Genomic DNA, 15,061 nt, shown 5'->3' with positions numbered 1-15,061 from the left:
CGGTTGTGGATCGTTCGGGGGTTCGCGGTCTTGTCGGGCGGGGTTTTGTCGGTGGGATGTGGTAGAGCCCGCGTAGTGGGTGTTTCCCCGCGCCGGATGCCACTAATGTGGTGGCCCGGAGAAGGGAGCTCAGTGAAGCCCGTCGAGGTGCATCGGACGATCGAAGGCCCGCAGGACGCCCCCGTCCTCATCCTCTCCGGCTCCGTCGGCAGCAATTCGGACATGTGGATGCCGCAGCGCGAAGCGCTGTCCGACGAGTACCGGGTGATCAGCTACGACCACCGCGGCCATGGCAAATCCCCTGTCCCGGCGGGGCCGTACGAGGTCGCGGATCTGGCCGGCGACGTCCTGGCCCTGCTCGACCAGCTGGACATCGAGAAGGCGCACTTCTGCGGCCTGTCACTCGGTGGCGCGGTCGGCATGTGGCTGAGCCGCTACCACCCGCATCGGATCGATCAGCTCGTGCTGGCGTGCACGTCGTCGTGGTTCGCCCCGGCCGAGGCGTGGGCCGAGCGGGCGGAGAACGTGCGGGCGAAGGGCATGGAATGGCTGGCGGACTTCTCGCTCGGCCGGTGGTTGAGCGCGGACTTCGACGACGCGGAGCAGAAGGCCACGATCCGGGCCATGGTCGCGAACACGCCCGCGGACGGCTACATCAGCTGCTGCGCGGCTCTCGGCGCCTGGGACTTCGCGGACCAGTTGGCGGACATCCCCACGCCGACCCTGGTCATCGCGGGCGCTGAAGACCCGGCGACGCCGCCGGACCACCTACGGGACATCGCCGCGGCCATTCCGCGCAGCCGCCTGGTCGTCCTCGACGGCGCGGCGCACCTGGCGAACGTCGAGCGCCCGGTCGAGTTCAACGACCTGCTCCGGGCACACCTGCTCGGCTAGGAACCGAGGCCTTCGTCGGGCAGCCGGAGTTCCGGCTTGTCCAGCTCCTCCACGTTCACGTCCTTGAAGGTGATCACCCGGACGTTCTTGACGAACCGCGCCGGCCGGTACATGTCCCAGACCCAGGCGTCGGACATGCGTACCTCGAAGTACACCTCGCCGTCCGCGTCCCTGATCTGCACGTCGACCGAATTGGCCAGGTAGAACCGCCGCTCCGTCTCCACCACGTAGGAGAACTGGCCGACGATGTCGCGGTACTCCCGGTAGAGCTGTAGCTCCATCTCGGTCTCGTACTTCTCGAGATCCTCCGCACTCATCCGACCCGAGCTCCTCCTCGTTCTGATTCCGCCCCTTGCCGAGGGGAGCCCCCATTGTGAACCACTTCAACGGCCGCCACACTCAGCGCCACCCGGCGCGGCGGGCGCAGGCCGTGTTTGATGCCCGCGGACGCCACGTTCGAGTACGACCACCGGTGTACGGCACTCGGCCCGTGCTCACCGAGCGCGGCGTGGTGCCTGCCGGTGATGTAGCCCTTGTGCTCGTCGAAACCGTAGACCGGTAGCTCCTCGTGCAACTCACCCATTATCCGGTCCCTGGTCACCTTGGCGAGCACGGACGCGGCTGCGATACACGCCACAGCCGCGTCGCCCTTGATCACCGCCATGCTCGGGGCGGTGAACCCCGACACCCGGAAACCGTCGGTGAGCACGTATCCCGGGTGCACTCTCAGCCTCGCGACCGCCCGGCGCATGCCCTCCAGGTTCGCGTACCCCACGCCGCGGGAATCCACCTCATCGGGTGGAATCACGACGACCGCGTAGTCCAGCGCACGCGCGAGCACGATGTCGTACATCCGGTCGCGCGCCGCCGGGGTCATCAGCTTCGAGTCGGTGAGGTCCTCGAACCTGGCCGCGTCCCCCGGCTTCAGCATGCACGAGGCCACCACCAGCGGCCCCGCACACGCGCCACGACCGGCCTCGTCGACTCCGGCGACCGGCCCCAGACCACGCCGCTCCAGAGCGCCCTGCATCGCCCAGGTCCCACCGTCACGCCGGATGGGAACACGCGGCGGGCGCAGGCTCATGGTCACCGCCACTGGGCTACTTCCGATCGGAACCCTTGAACGGACTGACGACCGCCCGGCCGACCCGGCGGGACGTCCACAGCACCGGCCACGCCAGCAGCACACCGGCGCCGAGCGGGATGCCCTGCTGCCACGCCGGGGCCGAGGCCAGGGCCTGCGGGTTCGGGTCGGGGATGCCGCCCCAGCGGCCCGGCGGCAGGACGATCACCTGTGCCTTGCCGATCACGTCGGACACCGGGACGACGCCTTCGAGCCGCGTGTTGCCCTGCTTGCGCGAGTCGGACGAGTTGTTGCGGTTGTCGCCCATCACCCACAGCGTGCCGGGCGGGACCGTCACCGGCTCGAACTGCTGGTCGCCGTTGGGCGCGCCGCCCTCCCAGTACACGTAGGGCTCGTTGAGCACCTTGTCGTCGACGTAGACCTTGCCGTCGGCGTCGCCGCGGACGGTCTGACCGCCGACGGCGATCACGCGCTTGACGAAGTCCTTCTCGTCCGGCGGAGCCAGTCCGATCACCGAACCGAGCTGCTCGAAAAAACGGACAAAAGCGTTGTCCGAGCGCTCACCGGCGAATTCGTTCTGCACCCACGGACCCGGGCCCTTGAAGACGATGACGTCGCCGGGCGCCGGATCGGTGAAGTAATAGGTGACCTTCTCGACCAGGATCCGGTCACCTTGACAGCCGGGACACCCGTGCAGCGTCTCTTCCATCGAACCCGACGGGATGACGTAGACCCGCGCGAGGAACTGCTGGATCAAGAAGACCAGGACAAGAGCCACGACGATGAGGATCGGCAGCTCTTTCCAGAAGCTCATCTTCTTCTTTGTGGGCTTCTTGCCCGATTCCGACTCGTCGGAGTCATCCCTGCTGGAACGTCCGCGCCGCGACTCGTAAATACCGGGTTCGGGCGTTTCGGACTTGGCGGATTCCAGCGGACCGGTGACTTCTTCCGGACGTTCGGGATCATCCTCGGGTGCGTTCGAGTGCACGGGATTAACCACGTCGCCAGGTTACGGCAGAAGGCGCCGGTCGCGTCACGCGCCCGAAGGGGTTTCGCGCTTCTCCTTGATCTTGGCGGCCTTGCCGCGCAGTTCGCGCAGGTAGTAGAGCTTCGCCCGGCGGACGTCACCGCGCTTGGCGACCTCGATCTTCGCGACGTTCGGGGAGTGCACCGGGAAGGTGCGCTCGACGCCGACGCCGTACGAGATCTTGCGAACGGTGAAGGTCTCCCGGATGCCACCGCCCTGGCGGCGGATCACGACGCCCTGGAACTCCTGGGTCCGCTCGCGCTGGCCTTCGATGACGCGGACCTGGACCTTGAGGGTGTCGCCCGGCCGGAAGTCCGGGATGTCGGAACGCAGCGACTGGGCGTCCAGGGCATCCAGGGTGTTCATCGGTTTGTCCGTCCTCGTCATCGGGTGTGTTCTTCGTATCTCCCGGCAGGCGCGACAGCAAGTCGGTGCCGACCTGGGAGAGGGCTTTCTGGCGCGCGTCGGAAACGGGCCCGACAGCGGCAACCGAGCAAGTATGACAGGTCGTCAGGCGGGAGGCGAAATCGGCCCCGTGCGCAGCTGGTCGAGCAGCGCGCGGTCGTGCTTGTCCAGTGCGTCCTCGGGGAGGTGTTCCAGCAGGTCGGGGCGGCGATGGAAGGTGCGTTCGATCGCCCGGTCACGGCGCCAGCGGTCGATCGCGGCGTGGTTGCCGGAGCGCAGCACGTCCGGCACGGCGATGTCCCGCCAGACCTCGGGGCGGGTGTAGCTGGGGCCTTCGAGCAGGCCGTCGGAGAACGAGTCCTGCTGCGCCGACGCCGGGTTGCCCAGCACGCCGGGCAGGAGCCGGGCCACGGCCTCGACGATGACCATCACCGCGACCTCACCGCCGACGAGCACGTAGTCGCCGATGGAGACCTCGTCGACGGGCATCCGGCTAGCCGCGTCGTCGATCACGCGCTGGTCGATGCCCTCATAGCGGCCGCACGCGAAGACCAGGCGTGATTCCTTGGCGTATGAGCGGGCCATGGCCTGGGTGAACGGTTTGCCCGCGGGCGTGGGAACGACCAGCCGCGGTGTCTCGCCGACGCACACGGAGTCCAGGGCGTCGCCCCATACCTGGGGCTTCATGACCATGCCCGGGCCGCCGCCGTACGGGCTGTCGTCGACGGCCTTGTGCACGTCGTGCGTCCAGTCACGCAGGTCATGGACGCGAACGTCCAGCAGGCCGCGGTCGATCGCTTTGCCGAGCAGCGCGGAGCGCAGTGGCGTCAGGTACTCGGGGAAGATCGTGACTACGTCGATGCGCATGACTCAGTCCAGCAGTCCCTCGGGCGGGTCGAGCACCACCCGGCGCCCGGCGATGTCCACCTCGGGGACGATTTCGCGCACGAACGGCACGAGGACCTCACGGCCGGACATGTCGATGGCGAGCAGTTCACCCGCCGCGCTGTGCACGATCTCGCGCACCACACCCACGGCGGAGCCATCGGTGAGCACGGCGGAAAGCCCTTCGAGTTCGTGGTCGTAGAACTCGTCGGGGTCGTCGGTCGGCGGCAGTGCGTCAGTGTCCGCGAGGAGCAAGGCCCCACGCAGTGACTCAGCGGCAGTCCGGTCCGGAACTTCGTCGAAGGTGACGAGCAGACGCTCACCGTGTGCCCGGATGGTGGCGAGCGTCAAGGGTCGGGAGGAACCGTCGCGCAGCCGCGCGGCCACGACCGCCCCAGGAGCGAAACGCTGCTCGGGCGAGTCTGTGCGCACGTCCACGGCGAGTTCCCCGCGGATTCCGTGCGCCTTGGCCACGCGGCCGACGACGACATCCATAGGCGCTAGTGGTCTGTGTCCACCACGTCCACGCGGACACCCCGGCCACCGATCCCGGCCATGACCGTGCGCAGGGCGGTGGCTGTCCGCCCGCCCCGGCCGATCACCTTGCCGAGGTCATCGGGGTGGACGTGGACCTCGAGAGTGCGGCCCCGGCGCGTGGTGACCAGTTCCACCCGGACCTCGTCCGGGTGGTCGACGATCCCGCGCACCAGGTGCTCGAGCGAGTCCGCGAGGAAGCTCACGCGTCTTCCTTGGCGCCCTCATCCGCCTTGGCCTCGTCAGCCTTGGCGTCGGCCTTCTTGCTGCTCTTCTTCTTCGGCGTGGTCGCCTCGGTCACCGGCTCCTCACCCGCCGCGGCCAGGGCGGCCGCGAACAGCTCGGCCTTGTCCGGCTTGGGCTCCTTGACCTTCAGCGTGCCCTCGGTACCCGGCAGGCCCTTGAACTTCTGCCAGTCACCGGTGATCTCGAACAGGTGCTGCACCGGCTCGGTCGGCTGCGCGCCGACACCCAGCCAGTACTGGGCGCGCTCGGAGTCGACCTCGATGAAGCTCGGCTCTTCCTTGGGGGCGTAGCGGCCGATGATCTCGATGGCCTTGCCACTACGGCGGCTGCGCGCGTCGGCGACGATGATGCGGTAGTACGGCGACCGGATCTTTCCGAGACGCTGCAGCTTGATCTTGACTGCCACGGGTTGTGGTACTCCTCGACGTTCTGGTGCTACGGGTGGAACTCGCTACGCCCGCGTGGGGACACGGGGGCGAGGCCCGAATGGCAGCCATGGCGTGGTGAGAGGGTCCAGCCACAGCGGACAGCCAAGTATTGTGCCAGACGAGTCCGTCCGGCTCACAATCACCCCTGATCGAGCGCTCCGGGTGGTGTCCGAGGTCACTCAGAACGGGGCGAGCGTGACCCCGGCATCCTCCAGCGCGACGCGGACGGCCTGGGCGTGTTGCACAGCGCCCGGCGTGTCGCCGTGCAGGCACAAGGACTCGACCGTCGACGCTTTGATCACGGTGCCGTCCACCGCGACGATCTCCTGGTCCGACGCCAGCCGTAGAGCGCGCTCGACGACGGCTGCCGTATCCGTGAGCAACGCGCCCGGGGCACGGCGGGATACCAACGTTCCTTCGGGCGTATAGCCGCGGTCCGCGAACGCCTCGCCGACCGTACGCAGCCCTGCAGAGGAGGCAGCCGCCAAGAACGACGAGCCGGGTAGCCCAAGCACGGGCAGATCGCCCCACGCCTTGACGCCGGCCACCACGGCGGCCGCTTGCTCGTCGTGGTGAACAACGGCGTTATACAAGGCACCGTGCGGCTTCACGTACGCCACGCGCACTCCTGCGGCCGACGCGAAGGCCGACAAGGCACCGATCTGGTACAGCACGTCGTCGGCCAGCTCGACGGGATCGACGTCGATGAAGCGGCGGCCGAACCCGGCGAGATCCCGATAGGACACCTGGGCGCCGATCGCGACCCCGTGCGAGGCGGCGAGTTCACAGACCGAGCGCATGGTGCGGGGATCACCGGCGTGGAACCCGCAGGCCACGTTCGCCGACGTCACCACGCCGAGCAGGGCCGCGTCGTCGCCGAGCCGCCAGACGCCGAAACCTTCGCCGAGGTCGCTGTTGAGATCCATCAGGGTGCCATCACTCCGAGGGAGACGAGCAGAACGGTCAAAGCGGGCAGGAAGTTGTTGACCTGGTGGGCCACCACGCTGGCGCCGAGCCGCCCGGTGAACAGCCGGGCGAGGCCGATCGGGATGCCGATCACGATCAGCAGCGACGTCCGCAGCGGCTCGAGGTGGCTGACCGCGAAAACGGCCGTGCTCAGGCCGAAGACCGCCCAGCGGCCCCACTGCAGGCGTTCCAGCGCGCCCCACAGCAGGCCGCGGAAGATGATCTCCTCGCAGACCGGCCCGACCAGCCAGGCGTACAGGAACATCACGATGCCCGCGGCGACCGGCAGCGACCGGTTGTCCACCAGCGCGCTGAACGCCGACGTGGCGTTCTCGTCGCCGACGACCTTCGTCCAGACCATCGCGGCGATCGTGGTCAGCACGATGCCGATCAGGCCGAACTTCAGCCCCACCTTGAAGTCCGCACGGGAGTACGACCACCGCAGGTCGATCCGCGGCCCGTTGCCGCGCAACCGGGTGATCAGCAGCGCCACCCCGGTCGCGATCAGCACCGGCAGGATCGAGCCGACCACGATGGTCAGCACGCTGATCCGCTGGTCGGAGTTGCTCGGCTGGAGGATCGCGCCGATGAAGGCGGCCGAGAGCAACAGCACGGCCTCGACCAGCAGGAAGGCGCCGATTCCCCACTTGTGGCTGCGGTCCTGCACGGGTGGCTGCTCCGCGGGCGGCTGCTGCGCTGCCATTGTTTCAGGCTCCCGTGCGGGTGGTGGGGTCACGGGCGTCCTCCGACAGGCGAGTCCAATGGCCGGCAACGGACCGCACCGCCAGTGCGCGGCCTGCTTGGCAGACTACGGCGGGTGTCGGCGTGTCACCGAGTGATTCAGCGTGTCACCGCACGATTCGCCCACGCAAGACAATCCGAGTGGGTGATCGCAACACGCTCAGGTCGGTACGCGGATCGGCCGGATAGGCGACGATGTCGGCCGCCGAGCCGTCTTCGATACCCGAATAGCCCAGCCAGCCACGCGCTGCCCACGACCCGGCCGCCAATGCGTCCGTCCGGCTCATCCCCGCGCTGTGCAAGGCTTCTATCTCGTCGGCCAAACGGCCGTGTGCGATGCCGCCGCCCGCGTCGGTGCCCGCGTACACCGGAACGCCCGCTTCGATGGCGGCGCGCACGGTGTCCCGGACCGAGGCGTGCAACTGCCGCATGTGGGCCGCGTACACCGGGTATTTCGTGGCATTCGCGGCGAGGTCCGGGAACGTCTCGATGTTGATCAGCGTGGGCACCAGGGCCGTACCGGACGAGGCCATCGCCGCGATCGTGTCCGCGGTCAGGCCCGTGCCGTGCTCGATGCAGTCGATCCCGGCGGCCAGCAGGCCGGGGACGGCGTCCTCGCCGAAGACGTGGGCCGTCACGCGGGCGCCTGCCTGGTGCGCGACCTTGATCGCCCGCGCCAGCACGTCGTCCGGCCACAACGGCGCCAGGTCACCGACGGACCGGTCGATCCAGTCACCGACCAGTTTCACCCAGCCGTCGCCGTACGCGGCCTGCTCGGCGACCGCTTCCGGCAGCTGCTCGGGATCTTCCAGTTCGACCCCGAGGTAACGGATGTACCGCTTGGGCCTGCTGATGTGCCTGCCCGCGCGGATGATCCGCGGCAGGTCGAGGCGCTCCTGCAACGGCGTGGTGTCGATCGGCGCGCCGCAGTCACGGACCAGCAGAGCACCGCTGTCACGGTCGATCTCGGCCTGTCCGGCCGATTCCTCGAGCGTCGGGTTGCCCGACGGCGAGATCCCGATGTGGCAGTGCGCGTCGACCAGCCCCGGCACCAGGAAACCGACGTCCACCACGGTCTCCGCGTTCGGCACCGGGGTGAACCGGATCCGGCCGTTGACCACCCAGACGTCACGGGTCTCGTCACCGGGGAGCACGACTCCCCGCAGGTGCAGCGCGGTCACTTGTCTTTGTTCTTCGGGAACTTCAGTTTCGACGGGTCGAAGCCGGGCGGCAGCTGGTCCAGGCCGGACAGGCCGGGCGGCAGCTGGTTGAGGCCGGGCGGCATCTTGGACAGGTCCGGCGCGCCCGCGGGGAAGCCGGGCAGCGCGGGCAGGTTGCCCTTGCCCTTGACCTTGCGGCCCTTCTTGCGGGCGTCCTTCTTGGCCTTGCGGCTCATCCCGCCGCCACCGCCGAAGCCGAACCGGCCGGCCATCTGCTGCATCATCTTGCGGGCCTCGAAGAACCGGTTGACCAGGTCGTTGACCTCGGCCACCCGGACACCCGAGCCGTTGGCGATGCGGGCACGGCGGGAGGCGTTGATGATCTTCGGGTCGGCCCGCTCGGCCGGGGTCATGCCGCGGATGATCGCCTGCAGCCGGTCGAGGTGCTTGTCGTCGATGTTGGCCGCGGCGTCCTTCATCTGCGCGCCGCCGGGCAGCATGCCCAGCAGGTTGCCGATCGGGCCCATCTTGCGCACCGCGAGCATCTGCTCGAGGAAGTCCTCCAGGGTGAGCTGGCCCGCGGTCAGCTTCTCCGCCGCCTGCTGCGCCTGCTCCTGGTCGAAGACCTTCTCGGCGCTCTCGATCAGCGACAGCACGTCACCCATGCCGAGGATGCGGCTGGCCATCCGGTCGGGGTGGAACGCGTCGAAGTCCTCGAGCTTCTCGCCGTTGGACGCGAACATGATCGGCTGGCCGGTGACGTGCCGGACCGACAGCGCGGCACCACCGCGGGCGTCACCGTCGAGCTTGGTGAGCACGACGCCGGAGAATCCGACGCCGTCGCGGAACGCCTCGGCCGTGGTCACGGCGTCCTGACCGATCATCGCGTCGACCACGAACAGCACCTCGTCGGGCTGCACGGCGTCGCGGATGTCGGCGGCCTGCTTCATCAACTCCTCGTCGACACCGAGCCGGCCGGCGGTGTCGATGATGACCACGTCGTGCTGCGCGCGCTTGCCCTCTTCGATGGCGCGGCGGGCCACGTCCACCGGGTCGCCGACGCCGTTGCCGGGCTCGGGCGCGAAGACGGGGACACCGGCGCGCTCGCCCACCACCTGCAACTGGGTGACCGCGTTGGGTCGCTGCAGGTCACACGCCACCAGCATCGGGGCATGATTCTGGTTGCGCAGCCAGCGGGCGAGCTTGCCGGCGAGCGTGGTCTTACCGGAACCCTGCAGACCGGCGAGCATGATCACGGTCGGCGGCTGTTTGGCGAACTGCAGCCTGCGGGTCTCCCCGCCGAGGATGCCGATCAGCTCCTCGTTGACGATCTTGACGACCTGCTGCGCCGGGTTGAGCGCCGCGGAGACCTCCGCACCCTTCGCCCGCTGCTTGATCTGCGCGATGAAGTCGCGCACGACCGGCAGCGCGACGTCGGCCTCCAGCAGCGCGATGCGGATCTCGCGCGCGGTGGAGTCGATGTCCGCGTCAGTCAGTCGCCCTTTGGAACGCAGGTTCTGCAGGACCGAGGTGAGCCGGTCGGAAAGGGTGTCGAACACGGGTACGGCACTCCAGGCATGTCGTGGGTATCACCACCAGGGTAGTCGCGAGAAGATGTCCCCGTGGCAAAGGCCAGTGTCTACATCTCCGTGGACGTCGAGGCGGACGGTCCGATCCCCGGTCCCTACTCGATGATCTCACTCGGCGCGTGCGTCGCCGGACGGCACGACGGCGACGTGTTCACCGCCGCCGATCCCGCGGCCCGGACGTTCTACCGGGAGCTCAGGCCGATCAGCGCCGAGTTCGTCCCGGAGGCCCTCGCGGTCAGCGGGCTGGACCGGGACGTCCTGGTCGAACAGGGCGCCGATCCCGCCGACGCGATGCGGGACTTCTCGGCGTGGGTACGGGAGGTGTCCGGACCGGCGGCCGCGGTGTTCACGGCGTACCCGGCGAGCTTCGACTGGATGTTCACGTACTGGTACGTGATGCGGTTCACCGGGTCGAGCCCGTTCGGTCACTCGCGGTGCCTGGACATGAAGACGTACTTCGCGGCCCGGGCCGGGCGGCCGATCAGCGGGGTGGCCAAGCGGACCATGCCGAAGCGGTTGCTCTCGGACCGCGAGCACACGCACAACGCGCTCGACGACGCGATCGAGCAGGGTGAGATGTTCGCGAAGCTGATGACCGAGACGTACTAGGACGCTTCCGGGCATCTCGGGGTGCCGGAAAGTGCATCTCGGGGTGCCGGTGTGGTGGACACGGGGTGCCGGTGTGGTGGACACGGCGGAGAACCGCCCGGGAGGCCCTACCCCTCGACGGGCCAGCCGGGCGGTTCACGGTCCGAGCAAGCACCCGAGTTTCACGGCGACCGCCCGGCCCCCGCCCGGACGATCTCCCTCCTTCGCCGTGTCCCCTCTCGCTTCCGCGCCTCCTCGCGACAGCCATAAGACTGCCGCCCGGCGGGGGTGTCCGGGCAGCGTGAGGGCACGCGTATCGCGGTGCGTAGGACTACTCAACCGGGTCAGGTGATTGCCGCCAGACGCACGGCTTCGGCCAGCTTCTCCCTGCTGGCGGCGGACAACGGGCCGCCGTCGGCCGCCTTGACGCAGAACGAGTCGACGGCCGTCGCGCCCAGGGTAGCGGCGCGGGCCCACAGCACGTCGGCGCCACACCGTTCCAGGGCTTCGGCGACGCGGTAGAGCAGCCCGATGCGGTCCACGGCACGCAGTTCGAGCACGACCGCGCTCGGATTGTCCTTGCCTGCCTCGTCGAACCACAGCACCCGTGGCTCGGGTGCGTCGTCCGGGCGTCCGCCGTAGTCGCGTTCCTTCGCCGCCAGTCGTTCGGCCAAGGGCAGGTTGCCGGACAACGCCAGGCCCATCTGCTCGCGCAGCAACGACTCGGCCGGCAACGAACCGAACCGTGGTGACGCCGTGAACACGTCCACCGCGATGCCGGCGTACGAGTCGACGCTCGCCGCGTGCACCTCAAGGGAGTTCAACGCGAGCACGCCCGCCGCCCGCGACAACAGCCCTGGCCGGTCGGGGGCGAAGACCGTGACGGTCACCATCCGGCCGGACGCCTCCACGTCCACGTCGTGCTTCCCGGACGCCGCAACGGCTTCCGCCCGCACACGCTGCGTCGGGTCGAGCGGGTCCGGCCGGTGGATCGGCTCACCCGCCATCGCCCGGCGGCTGTTGGCGACCAGATCGCCGATCAGAGCCGCCTTCCAGTCCGTCCACACGCCCGGCCCGGTCGCCAGCGAGTCCGCTTCGGCCAAGGCGTGCAACAACTCCAGCAACACCGGGTCGCCGCCGAGGGTCTCGGCGACCCGCATGATCGTCGTCTCGTCCGTCACGTCCCGCCGGGTCGCGGTGTCGGGCAGCAACAGGTGGTGGCGTACCATCGCGGCCAGCACGTCGACGTCCCCTTTGGACAGACCGAGCCGCTCGCCGACCTGGTTCGCCAGTGCCGCACCGACTTCGGAGTGGTCGGCCCGCCTGCCCTTGCCGATGTCGTGCAACAACGCGCCGAGCAGCAACAGGTCCGGCCGGGCCACCCGGGTGACCATCCGGCTGGCGTGCGCGGTGGCCTGGACGAGGTGCCGGTCGACCGTCCACTTGTGCGCGGCGTCGCGGGGCGGGAGATCACGAACGGCTCCCCACTCCGGGAACAGCCGTGCCCACAGACCGGTGCGGTCCAAGGCTTCGATCACGTCGATGAGGCCCTCACCCGTACCCAGCAACGCGATCAGTTCGTCACGGGCCTGGACCGGCCACGGGGCACGCGGTTCCGGCGCCGTTTCGGCGAGCCGTTGCAGGGTCGCGGGAGAGATCGGATGGCCGGTCCGCGCGGCCGCGGCGGCGACCCGCAGCAGCAGCGCGGGATCGCGGTGCGGCTCCGCGTCCCTGGCCAAGGCCACTTCGTTGCCGTGCAGGACAACGCCTTCGTCGAGCGGCCGGCGTTCCGGCCCACGTCTGAGCCTGCCGAGCACGCGGCGTGGCCCGTCGGAGGCGACCGTCCGGATGGCGACGTCCAGCGCGTACGCGACCGTCCGGCCCGCCCCGGAAAGCGCTCGTGCCAGGTCGAACCTGTCCCCCTTGTCCAGGGCCGCCGCCACCTCGTCGGCGTCCTGGGCACGCAGGACGTCGTTGGCGCGCCGGACGATCCGCCGGAACTCGGTGCGGACGTCCAGCAGCAACCGGTGCGCCTGGTGGAGTTCGTCGCTCGGCCGGTCGATCAGCTGGGCCACGGCCAACGCCCGCAACAGGCCGATGTCCCGCAGGCCGCCGCGGCCGTGCTTGAGGTCCGGCTCGACCCAGTGGGCCACTTCCCCGCTGCGCTGCCAGCGCGCCTTGGCGTCCTCGGCCAGCGCGGGAACCCGCTTGCGGGCCGACGTGCGCCACCGGTCACGGGCCGAGGTGGCCAGCCGGTCGGCGACTTGCGGGTCACCGGCGATGAGCCGGGCGTCGAGCAGACCGACGGCGGTACGCAGGTCGCTCGCGGCGACGTCGAGCGCCTCGCCGACGGTGCGGACCGAGTGGTCCAGCCCGATCCCGGAGTTCCACAGTGGATACCACAGCCGCTCGGCCAGATCCGGCACGGCGCCGCCGCGGCCCTCATGAACCAGAAGCAGGTCGAGGTCGGCGTACGGCACCAGTTCGCGCCTGCCGAGACCGCCGACCGCGACCAGCGCGACCCCCTGGTCCACGCCGATCCCGGCCTGCGCCGCGTGCGCGGTCAGCCAGAACTCGTGCAGATCGGTCAGCGCTTCCCGAAGCGCGTCGGGCGTGAGCCTGCGCTGGCCCGCGACCGGTTTGAGCAACCGGTCGCGGGCCTGCACGAGGTCAGCCGCTGACGGGACTTCCCCCGCGTCATGTCCCCCGTCCATCGTCACAGGGCGTCGGTACCACGTTCCCCGGTTCGCACCCGGACGATGGTGTCCACCGGCGTGACCCAGACCTTGCCGTCACCGATCTTGCCTGTCCGCGCCGCCTCCACCACGGCGTCGACCACCTTGTCCACGGCCGCGTCGTCGGTGAGCACCTCGATGCGCACCTTCTGCACGAAGTCCACCGCGTACTCGGCGCCCCGGTAGACCTCAGTGTGGCCTTTCTGCCTGCCGTAGCCACGGACCTCGCTGACCGTCATGCCGAGCACACCCAGCTGCTCGAGCGCTGCTTTGACGTCGTCAAGGGTGAACGGCTTGATGATCGCGGTTACGAGTTTCATGCCTTGCTCTCCTCAAGGGAAGCCGCGGAGTGTGCGCCACTGGGTTTGACGGAGTTGCTCAGACCGCCGCCACCGCCCAGACCACCGAAGTCGTAGGCGCTTTCGGCGTGCAGCGCCTCGTCGACACCGGTGACCTCGTCCTCCTTGGACGCCCGGAACCCGATGGTGACCTTGATCAGGAAACCGAGGACAAGGGTGACGACGAAGGAGTACGCCAGAACCGCGCCCGCCGCGACCGCCTGCTTGCCCAGCTGGGCGAAACCGCCGCCGTAGAACAGGCCGTCGGCGCCCGCCGAGTTCACCGAAGTGGTGGAGAACAGGCCGAGCAGCAGGGTGCCGACCAGGCCACCGACCAGGTGCACACCGACGACGTCGAGCGAGTCGTCGAAGCCGAACTTGAACTTCAGGCTCACCGCGAGGGCGCACAGCACACCGGCGATCACACCGATGGCCAGCGCACCGAGCGGGCTGACAAAACCGGCTGCCGGGGTGATCGCGACCAGACCGGCGACGGCACCGGACGCGGCACCCAGCGTGGTCGGCTTGCCGTACTTGATCTGCTCCACCAGCAGCCAGCCGATGACCGCCGCAGCGGTGGCGACGGTGGTCGTGGTGAACGCGACCGCGGCGGTCTGGTTGGCGCCCAGCGCCGAACCGGCGTTGAAGCCGTACCAGCCGAACCACAGCAGGCTGGCGCCCAGCAGCACGAACGGGACGTTGTGCGGGCGGCCGGTGTCCTTCGGCCAGCCGGTCCGCTTGCCCAGCACGATGACCAGGGCGAGCGCGGCGGCACCGGCGTTGATGTGCACTGCCGTGCCACCGGCGAAGTCCAGGGCCTTGAGCTGGTTGGCGATCCAGCCGCCGACCACCGACCCGTCGGCGGAGGAGAACGCGAAGACCCAGTGCGCCACCGGGAAGTAGACGATGGTCGCCCACAGCGCCGCGAAGATCGTCCACGCCCAGAACTTGGCCCGGTCGGCGATCGCGCCGGAGATCAGGGCGACGGTGATGATCGCGAACATCAGCTGGAACATCACGAACGCGAGCACCGGGTACTGGTGACCAGCCGGATCCTCAGGCGTGGGGGCGGTACCGGACACGGCACCGACGGTCCCTTCGAGCCCCACGTTGTCGAAGTTGCCCACCAGGCCGCCGAACGCGTCGTTGCCGAAGGCGAGCGAGTAGCCGTAGAGCACCCAGAGAACCCCGACCACGCCGAGCGCGATGAAGTTCATCATGAGCATGTTGAGCACGCTCTTCGAGCGGACCATGCCGCCGTAGAAGAACGCGAGCCCTGGTGTCATCAACATGACCAGGGCGGCACTAGCCAGGATCCAGGCTGTGTCTCCTGCGTTCACATCGTCCTCCCGTGCTGTGTTTTGCCCCGGCAGGATCGATAAGCGGTGTTTCCTGAGATGGCACCGCGCGTTTCGCCGCTGTGAACTGTGCAACACCCATT

At 69.1% G+C, this 15,061-nt stretch carries 17 protein-coding genes; 2 read left to right on the top strand and 15 right to left on the bottom strand.

Annotated elements, in window-relative coordinates:
- The first annotated feature begins 132 nt into the window (after positions 1-132).
- On the top strand, positions 133-894 hold the full coding sequence (gene pcaD, locus GC106_RS34945) for a 3-oxoadipate enol-lactonase (RefSeq protein WP_312873124.1): 762 nt from the start codon (positions 133-135) through the stop codon (positions 892-894).
- Here the strand turns inward: pcaD and GC106_RS34940 are convergent.
- The 12 genes from GC106_RS34940 to ffh form a co-directional block, all read right to left on the bottom strand.
- Positions 891-1,211, bottom strand: a complete 321-nt coding sequence (locus GC106_RS34940) for a DUF2469 domain-containing protein (RefSeq protein ID WP_033391514.1) — start codon at positions 1,209-1,211, stop codon at positions 891-893. The two genes, pcaD and GC106_RS34940, sit on opposite strands and share 4 nt — an antisense overlap.
- A complete protein-coding gene (locus GC106_RS34935; RefSeq protein WP_173139431.1) occupies positions 1,208-1,978 on the bottom strand; it encodes a ribonuclease HII in 771 nt (256 codons plus the stop codon). Before GC106_RS34935 ends, GC106_RS34940 begins: the two co-directional genes overlap by 4 nt.
- A 16-nt stretch (positions 1,979-1,994) precedes the next feature.
- The gene (gene lepB, locus GC106_RS34930; RefSeq protein ID WP_173139429.1) at positions 1,995-2,978 is read right to left on the bottom strand and encodes a signal peptidase I; all 984 of its coding nucleotides are present in this window, start codon (positions 2,976-2,978) and stop codon (positions 1,995-1,997) included.
- A 33-nt stretch (positions 2,979-3,011) separates the two neighbouring features.
- Positions 3,012-3,371, bottom strand: coding sequence for a 50S ribosomal protein L19 (gene rplS / locus GC106_RS34925; RefSeq protein WP_033391517.1), 360 nt, complete (start codon positions 3,369-3,371; stop codon positions 3,012-3,014).
- Positions 3,372-3,515: 144 nt separating this feature from the next.
- Complete coding sequence (gene trmD, locus GC106_RS34920) at positions 3,516-4,277, bottom strand: tRNA (guanosine(37)-N1)-methyltransferase TrmD (protein ID WP_173139427.1); 762 nt, start codon at positions 4,275-4,277, stop codon at positions 3,516-3,518.
- A 3-nt stretch (positions 4,278-4,280) separates the two neighbouring features.
- The gene (rimM, locus tag GC106_RS34915; RefSeq protein ID WP_173139425.1) at positions 4,281-4,790 is read right to left on the bottom strand and encodes a ribosome maturation factor RimM; all 510 of its coding nucleotides are present in this window, start codon (positions 4,788-4,790) and stop codon (positions 4,281-4,283) included.
- A 5-nt stretch (positions 4,791-4,795) separates the two neighbouring features.
- Positions 4,796-5,035 (bottom strand): RNA-binding protein, encoded by a 240-nt coding sequence (locus GC106_RS34910; protein WP_033391510.1) that lies wholly within the window; start codon positions 5,033-5,035, stop codon positions 4,796-4,798.
- Complete coding sequence (gene rpsP, locus GC106_RS34905; RefSeq protein ID WP_173139423.1) at positions 5,032-5,481, bottom strand: 30S ribosomal protein S16; 450 nt, start codon at positions 5,479-5,481, stop codon at positions 5,032-5,034. Before rpsP ends, GC106_RS34910 begins: the two co-directional genes overlap by 4 nt.
- Before the next feature lie 201 nt (positions 5,482-5,682).
- The gene (locus tag GC106_RS34900) at positions 5,683-6,429 is read right to left on the bottom strand and encodes a LamB/YcsF family protein (RefSeq protein WP_173139421.1); all 747 of its coding nucleotides are present in this window, start codon (positions 6,427-6,429) and stop codon (positions 5,683-5,685) included.
- Positions 6,429-7,172 carry a type II CAAX endopeptidase family protein gene (locus GC106_RS34895; protein ID WP_173139419.1) on the bottom strand — a complete coding sequence of 248 codons (744 nt, stop codon included), beginning with the start codon at positions 7,170-7,172 and terminating at the stop codon, positions 6,429-6,431. The genes GC106_RS34900 and GC106_RS34895 overlap by 1 nt, the downstream gene beginning before the upstream one ends.
- A 145-nt stretch (positions 7,173-7,317) precedes the next feature.
- Positions 7,318-8,391 carry an amidohydrolase family protein gene (locus GC106_RS34890; RefSeq protein WP_173139417.1) on the bottom strand — a complete coding sequence of 358 codons (1,074 nt, stop codon included), beginning with the start codon at positions 8,389-8,391 and terminating at the stop codon, positions 7,318-7,320.
- The gene (gene ffh / locus GC106_RS34885; protein WP_173139409.1) at positions 8,388-9,929 is read right to left on the bottom strand and encodes a signal recognition particle protein; all 1,542 of its coding nucleotides are present in this window, start codon (positions 9,927-9,929) and stop codon (positions 8,388-8,390) included. The genes GC106_RS34890 and ffh overlap by 4 nt, the downstream gene beginning before the upstream one ends.
- 63 nt (positions 9,930-9,992) lie before the next feature.
- Here ffh and GC106_RS34880 point away from each other — a divergent pair, with 63 nt between their 5' ends.
- Positions 9,993-10,568, top strand: a complete 576-nt coding sequence (locus GC106_RS34880; protein WP_173139407.1) for a 3'-5' exonuclease — start codon at positions 9,993-9,995, stop codon at positions 10,566-10,568.
- Between the two features lie 323 nt (positions 10,569-10,891).
- On the opposite strand, the gene GC106_RS34875 is transcribed toward GC106_RS34880, so the two are convergent.
- The 3 genes from GC106_RS34875 to GC106_RS34865 are packed head-to-tail and all read right to left on the bottom strand — an operon-like array spanning position 10,892 to position 14,906.
- Positions 10,892-13,261, bottom strand: coding sequence for a [protein-PII] uridylyltransferase (locus tag GC106_RS34875; protein WP_173139505.1), 2,370 nt, complete (start codon positions 13,259-13,261; stop codon positions 10,892-10,894).
- Between the two features lie 2 nt (positions 13,262-13,263).
- A complete protein-coding gene (locus tag GC106_RS34870; protein ID WP_033392613.1) occupies positions 13,264-13,602 on the bottom strand; it encodes a P-II family nitrogen regulator in 339 nt (112 codons plus the stop codon).
- Positions 13,599-14,906, bottom strand: coding sequence for an ammonium transporter (locus GC106_RS34865; RefSeq protein ID WP_376777796.1), 1,308 nt, complete (start codon positions 14,904-14,906; stop codon positions 13,599-13,601). Before GC106_RS34865 ends, GC106_RS34870 begins: the two co-directional genes overlap by 4 nt.
- Between the last annotated feature and the right edge of the window lie 155 nt (positions 14,907-15,061).

This window comes from Kibdelosporangium persicum, assembly GCF_013280595.1.
In the GTDB taxonomy this organism is placed as follows: domain Bacteria; phylum Actinomycetota; class Actinomycetes; order Mycobacteriales; family Pseudonocardiaceae; genus Kibdelosporangium; species Kibdelosporangium persicum.
The sequence above is the reverse complement of the archived record's forward strand: the minus strand, read 5'-3'. Positions and strand labels throughout refer to the sequence as shown.